Genomic DNA, 15,448 nt, shown 5'->3' with positions numbered 1-15,448 from the left:
CGGGGCTGGCCGTGTGAGCGGCCGGCGTCCTTTCCTTGCCTCATCGGCGGCGGTCAGGCGGCGTCGCGGTGCCCCCGTCGGTTGGTGGTTTCGGGGCGTCGTGCTCCGGCGCGGCACTGCCGCTGACCGGCTCGTACGGGGGCACGTCCCGGCCCGGTTGGTAGTGCGCTCCTTGGCGCAGGTGGCGTACGACGAAGCCGAGGTCGAGAGCGGTCACGGCGACGACCACCGCACACGCCACGGCCCACCCCACCCGGCCGACGACGGCGAAGCCGACCGTACCGGCGAGTGACCAGGCCAGACCCCACAGCGCTAGCCCGAGCCGCAACCGCAGCGGACTGCGCGCGTGCACGGGCTCGTCTCCGGTTCTGAGCATGACGATGCATCTCCCGCATTCCACGGTACTGCGGGGAGCGGCGGCGCGAGCGGGGCGGTGATCCTGGGCAGGGGGCCGCTGCGGCGTGGCCGGGGAGGCGCCGTCCGCGGCAGGCCGGGCAGGGGCGGTTCGTGGCTCCCGCCGGAGCGGACTTCGCCGGGCGGGCGTGGCCGGGGGCCGGGCCGGCGGGCTTTCGGGGGCGCTGTCAGGCCAGTTGTTCACGCAGCCAGGCTTGTTCCGCGCGGCTGGTAGCTCGGGCGATGAGGAGCATGCCGCGGCGGTACGGGTCGTCGACGTCCTCCGCACGCAGCGGGCCGCCGCTGCCGTGGAAGAAGCTCGCGGGCTGGTCCAGGAACTCCAGTCGGCGGCGGAGCACCGCGTGTCGGTCGGCGACGTCGGGCAGGTGGGCGAGGAAGGCGAGCAGGGTGAAGTAGCGGCTGCTGTCGCTGATGGTCAGCTCGTCGGGCTCACGGAGTCGGCGCAGCAGTTCTGCGCGGCCGGACGCGGTCAGACGCAGGGTGTGTCGCTGGGCGGCCGACGCCCCCGGCTCGTTCCGCCGATCCACATGGCCGGCCTTGACCAGCCGGTTGATCGCCGGATAGAGGCTGCCGTCGCTGACCGGTCGAGTGTGGCCGGACAGGTGGGCGATGCGGTTGCGCAGCTCATAGCCGTGCAGTGGGCCGTCGGCCAGGAATCCCAGGATCGCGAGTTCGAGCATGCTGCTACTGTCGCACATCGAAACGAGGTACATCGATTCGAGGTAGGGGTGGAGATGGAGTACACGGAGGCGTGGGTGGAAGAGCGGGCGCGATGCGGCTACGAGCAGGGGCGGGCCACGTTCGACGTGCGGGCCGACCGGTCGGCACTGCTCGTCATCGACATGCAGGACGAGTTCGTCCGGCCTGGTTGGAGCCCCTACTGGGTGCCCGGGGCGACGCGGATGGTGCCGACCCTGCGCCGGCTCATCGCGACGTGCCGGGCCCGGTCGGTGCCGGTGATATGGACCGTCTTCGACGACACGCACCTGGGGCTCGACCGGCCGCACGCCCTGCGTCACCTGCCCCACGGCGAAGCCCGTTGGCGCCGCCCCGGCCCGGCTGAGGTGTGGCCCGAGTTGGGCTACCGCGCCGACGAGCCCCTGATCCGCAAGCCGTCCTACGGGGCCTTCTACGACACGCCGCTGGACACGATGCTGCGCAACCTCAGTCGGGACACGGTCGTCATCACGGGGACGTTGACCAACTACTGCTGCGGCACGACGGCCCGACAGGCGTACGAGCGCGGCTACCACGTGGTGTTCGGCTCCGATGTCACGGCGACCGATGACGAGAGCCGCCAGGAACCCGAACTCGCCGTGCTGCGCAAGGGGTTCGCCAGTGTGCTGTCGGCTGAGGAGATCACGGAGCGACTGGCCGGGGCCCGCCCGGACGGCGGCGAACGGCCGGCGGACCACTGCTCGCAGTGACCTTCGGGACGCGGGTGGGGCCCGGCGCGCCGGCGAGCGGCGCGATGCCTGGCCTGGTGTCCGCGCGGGGCGCGCAGCCGGCGGTTCGGCCTAACCGAAGTTCCCGCCAGCCCAACGCAGGTGCGGAAGCGGCGTGTTGTCGCGTTGGCGGTACGGGGGGCGGAGCAGGGGCGTAGCGCTGGGGTGGCCCGCGGTGCAGCTGAGTGGAGTGCCGGGGGCAAGGCGTTGCGGAGCGACCCGGGCCGGCCCGGTGTGACACGGGGCTTGGGGCGGTGCGGACTTGAACATCGGCCGCGGCGGGTGGTGCGGGTCGCCGCACAGGGGTGCCCGAGCGGTCAGGGCTCGCCCCATACTGGCCGCTGTCGGCGCCAGCCACGTTGGCGACCCCCTACCAGTGCAGCGCGACCGCATACCGCCCCTGCTCGCCCGATCTGGGAGGAAACCATGAGATATCCCCCTGCCCTCGCCCGTCTTTCGCGCCCGCTCTGGGCGACGGTCCTGCTGGCCGTCCTTGCCCTGCTCTTCGCCGGGGCGCCGGCCGCCAACGCCGCGGATCGACAGACCGTCGTCATGGGCGGCTCCGTGATCTACAGCAGCAACGGCAAGTCCTGCACGGTGGGCTTCAACGCGGAGAAGGGGCAGGCCCCGTACGGCATCGTTCCGGGCTACTGCGTGCAGGCCGTGGGAACCCAGTGGTTCGCCGACCGCGAGCGGACCGTCCCCATCGGTACGACGGTGGTGGCCGGCTACCCGCACTCGGGCTACGGACTGATCCACTACACCAACCCGGACGTCTCCTTCCCCGGTCAAGTGCGGCTCGGCAACGGGCAGACGATCGATCTCGCCGGCGCCAAGAACCCCGTCGTGGGGGAGCAGATCTGCCAGGTGGGCCGGGTCCTGGGGTGGACCTGCGGCACCGTGCAGCAGGTCAACGTCTCGGTGGCCTTCCCCGAAGGCACGGTGCACGGCCTGTTCACCTCCAACGCTTGCGCTGACCCTTCGAACGTCGGCGGTGCTGTCGTCGCGGGTGACAAGGCACTCGGCTTCATCATCGGTGAGACCGGCGACTGTAGGGTCGGCGGCCGGACGTTCTACCAGCCGATCATTCCCGTGCTGGCCGCGCACGGGCTGGTCTTGCGCTGAACGCAGGGCCACCGCTCGTACCCCCCACCTGAGTGGCTTCGTACGGTGCCTCGCCCCGTGCCACCCCGTCTGGTCCCACCTGCTCTGTCCTGCTTGTTTGCTCCGTAGTACTGCCCCGTGGCCCCGGCCGCGCCGGGCCCTCGTCCGCGCGGTGGGGCCGCGGCCTGGCGACGGGAGGCGCGCGGGCTAGCGTGGGCGCATGACGTCAGCGATCAATGATGCGAACGGTTCGCCCGCGACCCCCGGCCGGTATGGACCGTCGGCCACCGTCGAGGCGCAGCCCCGACAGGTCGGCCCGGTGCGGACCGAGTACGCCCCCGATCCGGACGGTGATCCCGACCCCGGCGAGATCGTCTGGACCTGGGTGCCGTACGAGGAGAACGACGGGCGGGGCAAGGACCGACCGGTGCTGGTCGTCGCGCGCGAGCGGGCCGGCACGTTGCTGGCCGTGCAGTTGTCGAGCAAGCAGCACGACACCGACCGGGAGTGGGTACCGATCGGCTCCGGGCCGTGGGACCGGGCGGGGCGGGAATCGTGGGTCGACCTGGACCGGGTGCTGCGTCTGCACCCCGACGGCATGCGGCGCGAAGCCTGCGCCCTGGACCACCCCCGCTTCGACCGGGTCGTGGTGCGACTGCGGGAGCGCTACGGCTGGCGCTGACGACGCCCCGGCCGCGGGGTGCGGGTGCCGCGCCGGTCGGCGACCGACCGCTGGGGCAGGCCGCTGCCGGTGGCGCGCCCGGCACGGCGCGGGCCGGGTGGGGCCGCCGCCCCGCTCCCCGCTCACCTGTTGCTCGCCGCGCCGTCGCGAAGCGGTCCCGTAGCAGGCGGCCCGCTGCCACCCCGGTGTGGGCGCGGCCCCGACCGGGCTGGCGGAGGCGCCGGCCGAGCGCCGGGTGCGGGCCGGCATGATGGTGGGGTGCGGCTCGAAGCGATCTCCTGGGACCGGTTGACCGACGCGCTCGCCGATCGGTTGGTGCGGACTGCGGCCGAAGCCGGCGGCCCCTGGCTGCGGGTCGCGGTGGACGGCGCGCCGGCTGCCGAGGGCGAACTGCTCGCGGCGCGGCTCGCCGAGGCCCTGCGGCTGCGCGGACGGTTCGTCCTGGTGGTGGCCACCGCCGGCTTCCTGCGACCGGCGTCGCTGCGCTTCGAGTACGGGCGCCAGGACGCCGAGACGTACTACGAGGGGTGGACCGACACCGGAGCCCTGTGGCGGGAGGTCTTCAACCCGCTCGACCCGGGCGGGACCGGGCGGGTGCTGCCCGATCTGTGGGACCCGGTCACCGATCGGGCCACGCGCTCGCCCGCCGTGCAACTGCCGCCCGGCGGCGTACTGGTGGTGCAGGGGCCGCTGCTGCTCGGCCATTGGTTCCCCTTCGACTTCTCCGTCCATCTGCGACTGTCTCCGGCCGCCTTGGCCCGTCGTACGCCGGACGACGCCCGGTGGACGCTCCCCGCCTTCGCCCGGTACGAGGCGGAAGTGGGCCCAGCGCAGGCCGCGGACGTCGTCGTACAGGCCGACAAGCCGCGGCATCCGGCGTGGAACGGTGCCGCGACCGGGTAGGCCGGGCCGACCGCACCCCGTGCGGATTGCGGAGCCGGAGGGGGCGCGTGACCCAGGTGTCAGAAGAGCGGCTGCGGCAGGACGCCCTCCAGGGCGAGGAGCGTGCGCTTGGTCTCCAGGCCGCCGCCGAAGCCGCCTATGCCGCCGTCGCTCTCGACGACCCGGTGACAGGGGACGACGATCGGCAACGGGTTCGAAGCCATGGCCACGCCGACCGCCCGGGCGGCACCGGGCTCACCGACGCGGACGGCGAGGTCCTGATAGCCGACCACCGTGCCGTACGGAACGTGGGCGGCCAACTCGCGCAGCACCCGCCGGTTGAAGCCCGAGATCAGCGACCAGTCCAGGGGCAGCGTGAAGTCCTGGAGGCCGTCGTCGAAGTAGGCGTTGAGCTGGCGAACCGCCTCCGCGACCCATCGATGGCCGGGCGCAGGGGTGGCGGGCACGGCGGTGCCGAGTCGGCGGGCGGCCTGCTCCAACGCCCGGGTGGCCCGTGCGGCCGTGGCGTGGAAGACGACCTCCACCAGTCCCTGCTCCGTGGCGACCAGCAGCAGGGGGCCTATCGGCGTGTCGATGCCCTGCCAGGCCAGGGACCGACGGCCGGGCTGCGCCTGGTCGTTGCCTGCCGCGGCCGGGCCCTGGGACTGGGCGGGCTCCTGCCGTGCGGAGGCGGACGGGGCGGCGGACGCCCCCTGCTCCACCTGCTCTGAGATGTTCACGCGTCCAGCCTAGGGCGCCCCTCTGACAATCGCTGCTGACCTGCGATGATGCGGCGCTTTCCGGCCGCTGCGCGGACGTGGACGCGGACCCGACACCGCCGCGGCCCGGCCCCGTCCAGGAGGAGGGGTCGGGCCGCGGCGGAGAACGGTGCAGCCCGTGCCGACGGGCTGCCGGGGTCGGGCCTTACGCCGCGGCACCCACCTGCCGCGCAGCGACGTTCTTGCCCGGCTTACCGGGCTTGCCCTTGTGGCTCACCGCGTCGCGGATGACGTCGGGCTTGTTGGTGATGATGCCGGTCACGCCCGCCTTGGCGACCTTGACCGCAACGGCGGGGTCGTCGACGGTCCAGGTGTAGACCTCAAGCGGCTTGCCGTGCGCACCGCGGACGGCCTTGACGGCGGCCACGTACTCGGGGTTGACGGAACCGAAGTGCGGGTTGATCTGGTCCGCGAACTTCGCGAACTTCGGCAGGTCAGCCACGGCCGGCGTGCCCAGGAAGCCCGTCTTCACGTCGGGGCGCAGCTCGTGCGTCGTCCTGACCGAGTCGGCGCTGAAGCTCTGGATGATCAGCCGGTGCTTGACGTGCTGACGGTTGAGCCAGCCTTGGTGGCGCAGCTCGTTGAGGGTCTCCCGCTCGATGTTCGGGTAGAGCTCGGGCGCCTTGAACTCCAGCAGCAGCTTCTGGTGGTTGCGGCTCACCCGGTCCATGTACTGCTTCAGCGTCGGTACCCGCTCGCCGGTGAACTTGGGGTTGAACCAGCTACCGGCGTCCAGCCGCTGGATCTCCTTGAGCGTGAAGTCCGAGACCTTCCACGGGGCGCGGCCGGGGAAGACCTCCTCGACGTTGGTGGTCCGGTTGAGCGTCGTGTCGTGGATGACGATCAGCTTGCCGTCCTTGGTGCGCTGGACGTCGTTCTCCACCCAGTCGATCTTCAGCTTGGCGGCGGCGTCAACGGCGGCCAGCGTGTTCTCCGGCGCGTAGGCGGAGGCGCCGCGGTGGGCGACGGTGACCGGGCTGTGCGGGTGGTCCGCGGCCTGGGCCGAAGCGGCCGGCAGGACGAAGGCCGAGGCGCCCAGCAGCAGGCCGGAAGCCGCCGCGATGGAACGGATGCGCATGAGGGACTCCTTGCGTCGAGAGTCTGGTTGATGGGGAAGACGGGCCGAGAGTCCCAGCCATTTCGTACGGGGAGATAGGTGCGGGATGGACAGGAACTGAACGAGGAGTGCGACGTGCCGTTTGTGGATATCTCGCTTTCGGAGCAAATCAGGACAGTTGCCTTACGGGCTTGGGGGGTTCGCCTGAAGGGTGACGCAATACGTCTGTATGGCGGTGAGGAATCAGCCGCCCACCTTGTGAAGGACACGTGCGGTACGGGCCCCGGGGGCGGCGTGGTGGTGCGCATCGGCCCGGAATGGCGCAGGTCGGATGAGGCCGAGTGGTGCCATGCGGTGGCGCTGCGCGCGGCGGCCGGCGGGCTGCGCGAGGCCGTCATGCCGCTGCGCACCCGCGACGGCCGTACCGTGGCGCGGGCGGAGGGGCGCCCCGTATCGCTGTGGCCGTACGTCGCGGGGCGGTGGGCCCACCAGCAGGACCCGGCCCAGGCCGAGCAGGCCGCGCGCCTGCTCGCCCGGCTGCACCGGGCGCTCGCGGAGGCGAGGCTGCCGCCCCGGTCCGTCGCGGCGGAGCTGACCGTCGGGCTGTCGGGTGACGTGCGGTACGACCACCCTGACCTGCACGATGCCGAGTTGGACGGGTGGCTCGCCGGCTTCGTCCACCGGGCCGATCGGGCCCACGCGCTGCACGGTGACTACTACCACGGCAACCTGCTGGCGGACGGCCACGGCCGCTTGGTCGCCGTGCTCGACTGGGACGAGGCGCTGATCGCGCCGCCGGAGGTGGAACTTGCCGGGGCGGCCCTGGAGTTCACCGGTGAGTTCGCCGCCGACCTGGCCGCCTGCCGCGGGTTCGTCGACGCCTACCTGGACGAGGGCGGCACGGTCGAGGCGCTCGACGACACGACCATGGTGCAACTGATGCGACACCGGCTGCGCAGGGAAGCGGCGCACTACCTACGCGCGAGCGCGCGGGGCGAGGAGTTCGACGACGAGGACCGCGCCTACCACGCGGGGCGGATGGCCGCGTTCGCAGCGCTGCGGCCCTGACAGCGACACGGCGGTCCGCAGCCCGGGGCCCGCCGCGCTGCCACGGGCCGGTGCCACCGGCGGTGACCTGGCCGTACAGCCCGTCGATGGCCGTACGGGAGCGCTGCGGCGGGCCGGGCGGCGGACCTCCCAGGCCGGTGCGGTGGCAGCCCGCGGAACTTGATCGCCACGTGGAGGAACTGGCCGAAAACGTTCCGTGCGGGCGCCGCAGGGCTCGGACGCGCGCGAGATGCACGTTCCTGGCGTCCCCCTCGCGCACGGCGCCGCAGGCAGGGCCGCTACGGAAGGGCGCCAGCCGCGGCGGCGAGCGAACGGCCCGCGCCGCCCGACGACCTCGATCGCGTACGCGCGGGCGCCCTGGTGACGACGGTAGGACGACGCATCCGGTTCGCGGGCCGGCCGGGACGCGACCGGCCCGCAGTCGATCTCCGGGCCGGTGTCGGATCAGCGCCGGGGGCGTTCGAAGGTCACGAGCAGCCCTTCCACGCCGCCGGGCCCGATGCGCCCCTTCACATCGGCGGACGTGATCGCCTTGAGCTGCCACCCCTCCGCCGCGTATTTGTTGAGCAGGTCCTCGACCTTGTCCGGCGACATCTTCCCGCCGATCAGCTTTTCGCGGATCTGGATCACCTTGTACTCGTACATGGCCGATGACCTTTCGTTGCGCCCGGGCGGAGGAATCGGTGGGCTGAGCCCCTATTGACGATCGAATCGATGCGTACGGTGACCGTTCGCATGCGATCTGCTGCCGCTGTGTGATCGGCGGTGCCAGGCTACGGGGCCGTGCCAGGGCCGTTGTCAGTGGCGAGTCGTACGGTGGTTCCATGCGGCCCGTATCCCAGATCCAACGCAAGGTGGCGCCCTTCGAGGTCGTCAGCCCCTACCAGCCGAGCGGCGACCAGCCGGCGGCCATCACCGAGCTCGAACGGCGTATCCGAGCAGGTGAGAAGGATGTCGTCCTGCTCGGCGCGACGGGTACGGGAAAGTCGGCCACCACCGCGTGGATGATCGAGAAGCTGCAACGGCCCACGCTGGTCATGGCGCCGAACAAGACCCTCGCGGCCCAGCTCGCCAACGAGTTCCGCGAACTGCTGCCGAACAACGCGGTCGAGTACTTCGTCTCGTACTACGACTACTACCAACCCGAGGCGTACGTGCCGCAGTCGGACACGTACATCGAGAAGGACTCGTCCATCAACGAAGAGGTCGAGCGGCTGCGCCACTCGGCGACCAATTCGCTGCTCACCCGGCGGGACGTGGTCGTCGTCGCCTCGGTCTCCTGCATCTACGGCCTGGGCACGCCGCAGGAGTACGTCGACCGCATGGTGCCGCTGAAGGTCGGCGACGAATTCGACCGCGACGAACTCCTGCGGCGCTTCGTCGACATCCAGTACACGCGCAACGACATGGCCTTCACCCGGGGCACCTTCCGGGTGCGCGGTGACACCATCGAGATCTTCCCGGTCTACGAGGAGTTGGCCGTCCGCATCGAGATGTTCGGCGACGAGATCGAGGCGCTCTCCACGCTGCACCCGCTGACCGGCGAGGTCATCTCGGACGACCAGGAGCTCTACGTCTTCCCCGCCAGTCACTACGTGGCGGGACCCGAGCGCATGGAGAAGGCCGTCGCCGGCATCGAGGCCGAGCTCGCCGAGACGCTCGCCCGGATGGAGAAGCAGGGGAAGCTGCTGGAGGCGCAGCGCCTGCGCATGCGCACCACGTACGACATCGAGATGATGCGCCAGATCGGCACCTGCTCGGGTATCGAGAACTACTCGCTGCACATCGACGGCCGTGCGCCCGGCTCCGCGCCGCACACGCTGCTCGACTACTTCCCGGAGGACTTCCTCCTGGTCATCGACGAGTCGCACGTGACCGTGCCGCAGATCGGCGCGATGTACGAGGGCGACGCCTCGCGCAAGCGCACGCTGGTGGAGCACGGTTTCCGGCTGCCGTCCGCCATGGACAACCGCCCGCTGAAGTGGGAGGAGTTCCAGCAGCGCATCGGACAGACGGTCTACCTGTCCGCCACGCCCGGCAAGTACGAGCTCGCCCGGGGGGACGGGTTCGTGGAGCAGATCATCCGCCCCACCGGCCTGGTGGACCCCGAGGTCATCGTCAAGCCCACCGACGGGCAGATCGACGACCTCATCCACGAGATCCGCACCCGCACCGAGAAGGACGAGCGCGTCCTGGTCACCACGCTCACCAAGAAGATGGCGGAGGACCTCACCGACTACATGGTCGAGCTCGGCATCCAGGTCCGGTACCTGCACAGCGACGTCGACACCCTGCGCCGGGTCGAGTTGCTCCGCGAACTGCGCGCCGGTGAGTACGACGTGCTGGTGGGCATCAACCTCCTGCGGGAGGGCCTGGACCTGCCGGAGGTCTCCCTGGTGGCCATCCTCGACGCGGACAAGGAAGGGTTCCTGCGCTCGGGCACGTCGCTGATCCAGACCATCGGCCGTGCCGCGCGCAACGTCTCCGGCCAGGTCCACATGTACGCGGACAAGATCACCCCCGCGATGGCGACGGCCATCGAGGAGACCAACCGACGCCGCGAGAAGCAGATCGCGTACAACACCGAGCGGGGCATCGACCCGCAGCCGCTGCGCAAGAAGATCAACGACATCGTCGCGACCATCGCGCGCGAGGACGTCGACACCCAGGAGCTGCTCGGCTCGGGGTACCGGCAGGGCGGCAAGGGCAAGGCACCGGTGCCCGCACTGGCCAAGCAGACGCCCGGCGGCAAGGGCGCCCGGGCCAAGGACGGTGCCCTCACGGACCGGCCCGCCGCCGAACTCGCCGAACTGATCGAGGAGATGACGGAACGGATGCGCGCCGCTGCGGCGGACCTCCAGTTCGAGGTCGCGGCCCGGCTGCGGGACGAGGTGGGCGAGCTGAAGAAGGAGCTGCGGCAGATGCGCGAGGCGGGCTTGGCCTGATCAGGGGCGGGGCGCAGGTGCCCTACGGGGCCTGCGAGTCGGGGACGTGCGACGCCGCGCCGGGCGATGTGTTGCAAGAGCGACACAAACCCGGATGCGGGTAGCCGGACCGGCGGGCACAGTGCATAGGGTTCGAGCAGGTCGTACCACATGGGGCGACCGGGGGAAGACGAGAGAGGGACAGCGCGTGACTGTCAACATGTCCAAGGGCCAGGCCATCAGCCTTCAGAAGGCCGATGGCGGCACCCTGACCGCCGTTCGGATGGGTCTGGGCTGGCAGTCCGCGCCCCGTCGAGGTCTGTTCGGCTCCCGCACCAAGGAGATCGACCTCGATGCGTCGGCCGTTCTCTTCGCGGACAAGCAGCCGGTGGACGTGGTGTTCTTCCGGCACCTGACCAGCGATGACGGCTCGGTCCGGCACACCGGTGACAACCTCGTCGGCGGTGCCGGCCAGGGCGGCGACGACGAGGCGATCCTCGTCGACCTCCAGCGGGTGCCGGTGCACATCGACCAGATCGTGTTCACCGTCAACTCCTTCACCGGGCAGAGCTTCGCCGAGGTCGCCAACGCGTTCTGCCGCCTGGTCGACGAGACCAACGGCCAGGAGATCGCGCGGTACACGCTCACCGGCGGTGGCCCCTACACGGCCCAGATCATGGCCAAGGTGCACCGGGCGGGCGCCGGCTGGCAGATGACGGCCCTGGGCAGCCCGGCCAACGGCCGTACCTTCCAGGACCTGATGCCGGCGATCGTGCCGCACCTCTGAGTCAGCCGCAGCACCGGGTGCGCGCCGCGCCCAGCACCCCGACCGGACGGCCCGTTCGGAAGGGGCCGGGGAGCGGCGCGCCTCCGGCGTTGCCGCGGATCGGGGGGTGAGTTCGGCCGGCCGCACCGTGGCGTGCGGCAGGGGAGCGGGTCGCGCCGGAAGCGGGCCGCCCGCCTTCGCCCGGCAGCCACCGTGCTGCCGCCCACCCACTGCCCTGGTCCGCCGCCCACCGCAGCACACCCAGCACACCACGACGAGAGGGCGCAGTGATGACGGCCGAGCTGGTCCGGGGGCAGAACCATCCCCTGCCCCAGACCCGTTTGGAGATCCGTATTTCGGCGGGGAAACCCGTCGTCGCCGGAGCGACACTCGGAGACGACCAGGGGAAGGTACGGAGCGTCGACTGGGTCGCGCATCCCGCCGCTCCACAGATGCCCGGGCTTGAGGTCTCCCGACAGGCCGCCGCCGACCACCGTCTCGCGGTGGACCTCGGCGCGCTGCCGGAGGCCGTCCACACGGTCACCGTGCTGCTGGCGCTGCCCACCGGGGTGGGCGGCCCGGCGCGGTTCGGCGGCCTCGTCGCTCCGTTCGTCGCGGTGACCGACCTCGAAGGGGCCGAGATCGCCACGTTCACTATCACCGACCTGGACGCCGAGTCCGCGGTCACGGCCCTGGAGCTGTACCGCAGGAACGGCGCCTGGAAGGTACGGGCCGTCGGCCAGGGGTACGCGGACGGCCTCGCCGCGATGCTCCAGGACCGGGGACTGCCCGAGGCCACGACGCTGGCCGCGGAGATCAACGACGCGGTGGCGCAGGGCATGGCCAAGTCCCTCGCCCCGCCCCCATCGGCGCTGACCAGCGGCGACGGGCGTCTGCGGACGGCAGCCGGCGGCGACGCGAGCGCGGGCGCCGGCGCGCAGGCGGGCGGCGCCGGGTCGGCGACCGCCGCCAGTACGGCGGGCCAGGGCACGGCGGACGCGGCGGGCCCGGCTGCGTCCGGGCCGATCAACTACCAGCATCCGAGCCGGCGCACCGCGGCGCCGACCCCGCCGCCCGCGGTCCCACAACCAGGTCCCGAGGGCCAGCCGCCGCAGCCGGTCGCCGGGGACGCCGCCGGTTGGACGATGGAGGAGCGGCTGTACAACCAGGTCTGGGGCATGTTCGAGGACCTGGCCAGGACCGTGGCCGCGTACCGCAGCGCCGTCGACTTCGCGGACTCGCGGATGGAGAAGGAGCTCGACTCCGTGCTCTCGGACCCGCGCACCCGGGTCGGACCGCAGGCCGATGCCGCCCGTACGCAAGCGCGGGGCCGCCACACCGAGCTCGTGGAGCAGGCCCGTGCCGTACTGGACCGGGACCTGGCCCAGCTCGCCGCCGAGGCGGAGGTCGTCGAGCCCGCACTGCCGCCCGCGTACGCCCGCTGGGCCAGCCCGGTGTGGCAGGGGTACGAGGTGCCGATGGAGCTGCCCATGGCGATGCGCCTCGGTGACCTGCACCTTCCGGAGCGTACGGAGCTGCGCATCCCGATGATCGTGCGGCTCCCGTTGGAACGCGGTCTCTGGGTGGACAGCGGGCGCGGCGGGTCACCGGATGCGGCCATGGTCGACTCGACCGAGCTGCGCCGTCTGGCGATGGAGAGCGCCGTGGCGCACGCTGCTCGTCTGATCGCCGTCTACCCGGTGGGCGAGTTCACGGTCCACGTGATCGATCCTGCGGGGGCGGGTGCTGCCGCCCTCACGCCGCTGACCAGCACGGGCGTCCTCCAGGAGCCGCCGGCGAGCGGGGCCCAGGGCGTGTCGGCGGTATTGGCGAAGCTGACGCAGCGGGTCGACCTGGTGCAGATGGCGGTGCGGAGCGGCGCCGTGGACGCGTTGCCCAGCGAGGTGGACACCGCTCAGCAGTTGTTGATCGTCAACGACTTCCCGCACGGGTTCGACGACCGCGCGGTGACCCAGTTGCGGTACCTGGCGGACGAGGGCCCCTCCGTGGGCGTTCACCTGATGATGGTGGCCGACCGGGAGGACGCCCGCGCCTACGGGCCGATCCTCGATCCGCTGTGGCGTGCGCTGTTGCGTGTGACGCCGATCCCCGACGACCATCTGGCCGACCCGTGGGTGGGCCACGCCTGGACGTTCGAGCCGTCCCTGATCCCGCAGGGCAGCGAGGTGGTCACCCGGGTGCTCGGGCAGGTCACGCAGGCCAGGGAGTCCTACCGGCAGCACGACGTGGCGGACTGACGCCCAGGAACTGGATGACGGCCCCGATCACCGGCCCGGTGATCGGGGCCGTCGCGTGCCCGACGCTTCCGCGCATTTAGCTCGCGCTTTACTCTCTTTACTATTCCTTGGGTTTTCCGGTACGCTTCTTTGTGCGGAGGGGAGTACTCCCAAGTGCGGCGTTCCCGTCATCACGGACCTCGGTCCCGGGGCGTCGGTCGGGTCGGCCGATGGGCATGTGGCCGACTCAGGCGGAAGAGACCTCCGGCAGCGACAACGCTGAGAGTTGCCGTACGCAATCTGCCGGAGGAGCAGTGGACGTTTCGTTCGCCACCTGGGTGCTGACCATCGTTGGTCTGACAGCCCTCATCGCCATCGACTTCTTCATCGGTGGCCGCAAGCCGCATGAGGTCTCCATCAAGGAGGCCGGGATCTGGACAGCGGTCTGGGTCGCCCTGGCCGGGCTGTTCGGGCTCGGTCTCTTCGTCTTCGGGGGTGGTCAGCCCTCCGGCGAGTTCTTCGCGGGGTTCATCACCGAGAAGTCCTTGAGCGTGGACAACCTCTTCGTCTTCGTCCTGATCATGTCGAAGTTCGCGGTGCCGTCGATATACCAGCAGCGGGTGCTGATGGTGGGCGTGCTGATCGCGCTGGTCCTGCGGGCCGTCTTCATCGGCGCGGGCGCCGCGATCATCGCCAACTTCGCCTGGGTCTTCTACATCTTCGGCGCCTTCCTCATCTGGACCGCGTGGAAGCTCATCCAGGAGGCGCGGGCCGACGAGGAGGACGAGGAGTTCGAGGAGAACCGCCTCCTCAAGATGGTGGAGCGCCGCGTTCCGTCGACCGACAAGTACCACGGCACCAAGCTGTTCGTCGTCGAGAACGGCAAGCGGCTGATCACCCCGATGCTCATCGTGATGCTCGCGATCGGCACCACCGACGTGCTGTTCGCCCTGGACTCCATCCCTGCGATCTTCGGGCTGACCCAGGACCCGTACATCGTCTTCACGGCGAACGCCTTCGCCCTCATGGGGCTGCGACAGCTCTACTTCCTCATCGGGGGCCTGCTGAAGAAGCTGGTCCACCTCTCGTACGGTCTGTCGGTGATCCTCGGCTTCATCGGGGTGAAGCTGGTGCTGCACGCGCTGCACGAGTCCGGTGTCAACGTCCCCGAGATCAGCATCCCGGTCTCGCTCGGGGTGATCTGTGCGGTGCTCGCCGTCACCACCATCACCAGCCTGCGCGCCGCGAAGCAGCAGGCCGCGGCGGAGGACGGGGCCAAGGACGACGTCGACGCCTGACGGCCGAGGCGCTCGCCGGCCGGCCGTAGCCCCAGGGCCGCGGCCGGGCGGCACCACCCACCGCACGCGACCGTGCCCCGGCGTCCAGGACGCCGGGGCACGGTCAGGTGTGAGGAAGGGGGGAGCCGGCTGCTACCAGCCGCGCTCGCGCCACTCGGCCAGGTGCGGGCGCTCGGCACCCAGGGTGGTGTCGGCGCCGTGGCCCGGGTAGACCCAGGTCTCGTCCACCAGGGCGTCGAAGAGCTTGTGCTCGACGTCGTCGATCAGGCTGGCGAACGAGCGCTCCTCGCCCCAGGTGTTGCCGACGCCCCCCGGAAAGAGGCAGTCGCCGGTGAAGACGTGCGGGTGGCCGTGCGGATCGTCGTAGACCAGGGCGATGCTGCCGGGCGTGTGCCCGACCAGGTGCCGCGCCGTGAGCTCGACCTGCCCGACCCGGATGATGTCGCCGTCGTCCACCAGGACGTCGGTGGGCACGGGGATGCCGTCTGCGTCGTGCCGTCCCGCGTAGGTGCGGGCGCCGGTCGCCGCCACCACCTCCTGGAGCGCCTGCCAGTGGTCGCCGTGCTGGTGCGTGGTGACCACCGAGGCGATGCCGTCGTCGCCGATCAGGCCGAGCAGCCGCGCGGCGTCATTGGCCGCGTCGATGAGCAACTGCTCGTCCGTGGCGCGGCACCGCAGGAGATAGGCGTTGTTGTTCATCGGGCCGACGGCGATCTTCGAGATCATGAGGCCGGTCAGCTCGTGTACGTCGGCGGGGCCGCCGACCTCTACCGCTCCGCTGTACGTCATGGC

Annotated in this window: 15 protein-coding genes; 9 read left to right on the top strand and 6 right to left on the bottom strand. The window is 71.2% G+C overall.

All coding sequences use genetic code 11. The features are described 5' to 3' along the window. Positions 1-40 precede the first annotated feature (40 nt). Positions 41-376, bottom strand: a complete 336-nt coding sequence (locus ACMA1D_RS02510; protein WP_414722179.1) for a DUF6343 family protein — start codon at positions 374-376, stop codon at positions 41-43. 205 nt (positions 377-581) lie between these two features. Then, a complete protein-coding gene (locus ACMA1D_RS02505; RefSeq protein WP_414722178.1) occupies positions 582-1,094 on the bottom strand; it encodes a PadR family transcriptional regulator in 513 nt (170 codons plus the stop codon). 54 nt (positions 1,095-1,148) lie between these two features. On the opposite strand from ACMA1D_RS02505, the gene ACMA1D_RS02500 reads away from it, so the two are divergent. From ACMA1D_RS02500 to ACMA1D_RS02485, 4 genes are all read left to right on the top strand, one after another. After that, positions 1,149-1,841: an isochorismatase family cysteine hydrolase gene (locus tag ACMA1D_RS02500; protein ID WP_414722177.1), complete on the top strand. Its 693-nt coding sequence runs from the start codon at positions 1,149-1,151 to the stop codon at positions 1,839-1,841. Between the two features lie 444 nt (positions 1,842-2,285). Next, entirely contained in the window at positions 2,286-2,984 is a 699-nt protein-coding gene (locus ACMA1D_RS02495; RefSeq protein WP_414722176.1) for a S1 family peptidase, read from the top strand. 199 nt (positions 2,985-3,183) lie between these two features. Then, the gene (locus tag ACMA1D_RS02490) at positions 3,184-3,645 is read left to right on the top strand and encodes a type II toxin-antitoxin system PemK/MazF family toxin (RefSeq protein ID WP_414722175.1); all 462 of its coding nucleotides are present in this window, start codon (positions 3,184-3,186) and stop codon (positions 3,643-3,645) included. 258 nt (positions 3,646-3,903) lie between these two features. After that, positions 3,904-4,548, top strand: coding sequence for a uridine kinase (locus ACMA1D_RS02485; protein WP_414722174.1), 645 nt, complete (start codon positions 3,904-3,906; stop codon positions 4,546-4,548). 59 nt (positions 4,549-4,607) lie between these two features. Here ACMA1D_RS02485 and ACMA1D_RS02480 read toward each other — a convergent pair whose 3' ends face one another. Further along, complete coding sequence (locus ACMA1D_RS02480; protein WP_414722245.1) at positions 4,608-5,138, bottom strand: methylated-DNA--[protein]-cysteine S-methyltransferase; 531 nt, start codon at positions 5,136-5,138, stop codon at positions 4,608-4,610. A 313-nt stretch (positions 5,139-5,451) separates the two neighbouring features. After that, positions 5,452-6,384, bottom strand: a complete 933-nt coding sequence (locus ACMA1D_RS02475) for a glycerophosphodiester phosphodiesterase (protein WP_414722173.1) — start codon at positions 6,382-6,384, stop codon at positions 5,452-5,454. Between the two features lie 237 nt (positions 6,385-6,621). Here ACMA1D_RS02475 and ACMA1D_RS02470 point away from each other — a divergent pair, with 237 nt between their 5' ends. Further along, on the top strand, positions 6,622-7,431 hold the full coding sequence (locus ACMA1D_RS02470; RefSeq protein ID WP_414722172.1) for a phosphotransferase enzyme family protein: 810 nt from the start codon (positions 6,622-6,624) through the stop codon (positions 7,429-7,431). 444 nt (positions 7,432-7,875) lie between these two features. Here the strand turns inward: ACMA1D_RS02470 and ACMA1D_RS02465 are convergent, their stop codons facing one another. Beyond that, complete coding sequence (locus ACMA1D_RS02465; RefSeq protein ID WP_349996558.1) at positions 7,876-8,076, bottom strand: DUF4177 domain-containing protein; 201 nt, start codon at positions 8,074-8,076, stop codon at positions 7,876-7,878. A 179-nt stretch (positions 8,077-8,255) separates the two neighbouring features. Here ACMA1D_RS02465 and uvrB point away from each other — a divergent pair, with 179 nt between their 5' ends. The 4 genes from uvrB to ACMA1D_RS02445 all read left to right on the top strand — a co-directional run bounded on the left by uvrB (position 8,256) and on the right by ACMA1D_RS02445 (position 14,656). Next, entirely contained in the window at positions 8,256-10,376 is a 2,121-nt protein-coding gene (uvrB, locus tag ACMA1D_RS02460) for an excinuclease ABC subunit UvrB (protein ID WP_414722171.1), read from the top strand. A gap of 187 nt (positions 10,377-10,563) precedes the next feature. Then, positions 10,564-11,142, top strand: a complete 579-nt coding sequence (locus ACMA1D_RS02455) for a TerD family protein (RefSeq protein ID WP_414722170.1) — start codon at positions 10,564-10,566, stop codon at positions 11,140-11,142. Positions 11,143-11,411: 269 nt separating this feature from the next. Beyond that, a complete protein-coding gene (locus ACMA1D_RS02450) occupies positions 11,412-13,379 on the top strand; it encodes a TerD family protein (protein WP_414722169.1) in 1,968 nt (655 codons plus the stop codon). Positions 13,380-13,672: 293 nt separating this feature from the next. Then, positions 13,673-14,656 carry a TerC family protein gene (locus ACMA1D_RS02445; protein ID WP_414722168.1) on the top strand — a complete coding sequence of 328 codons (984 nt, stop codon included), beginning with the start codon at positions 13,673-13,675 and terminating at the stop codon, positions 14,654-14,656. Positions 14,657-14,788: 132 nt separating this feature from the next. On the opposite strand, the gene ACMA1D_RS02440 is transcribed toward ACMA1D_RS02445, so the two are convergent. Further along, positions 14,789-15,445 (bottom strand): MBL fold metallo-hydrolase, encoded by a 657-nt coding sequence (locus tag ACMA1D_RS02440; protein ID WP_414722167.1) that lies wholly within the window; start codon positions 15,443-15,445, stop codon positions 14,789-14,791. Between the last annotated feature and the right edge of the window lie 3 nt (positions 15,446-15,448).

The organism is Streptomyces sp. 796.1 (assembly GCF_047525675.1).
Classification (GTDB): domain Bacteria; phylum Actinomycetota; class Actinomycetes; order Streptomycetales; family Streptomycetaceae; genus Streptomyces.
Note: the sequence above shows the minus strand (reverse complement) of the source record. Positions and strands in the feature narration are given on the sequence as shown.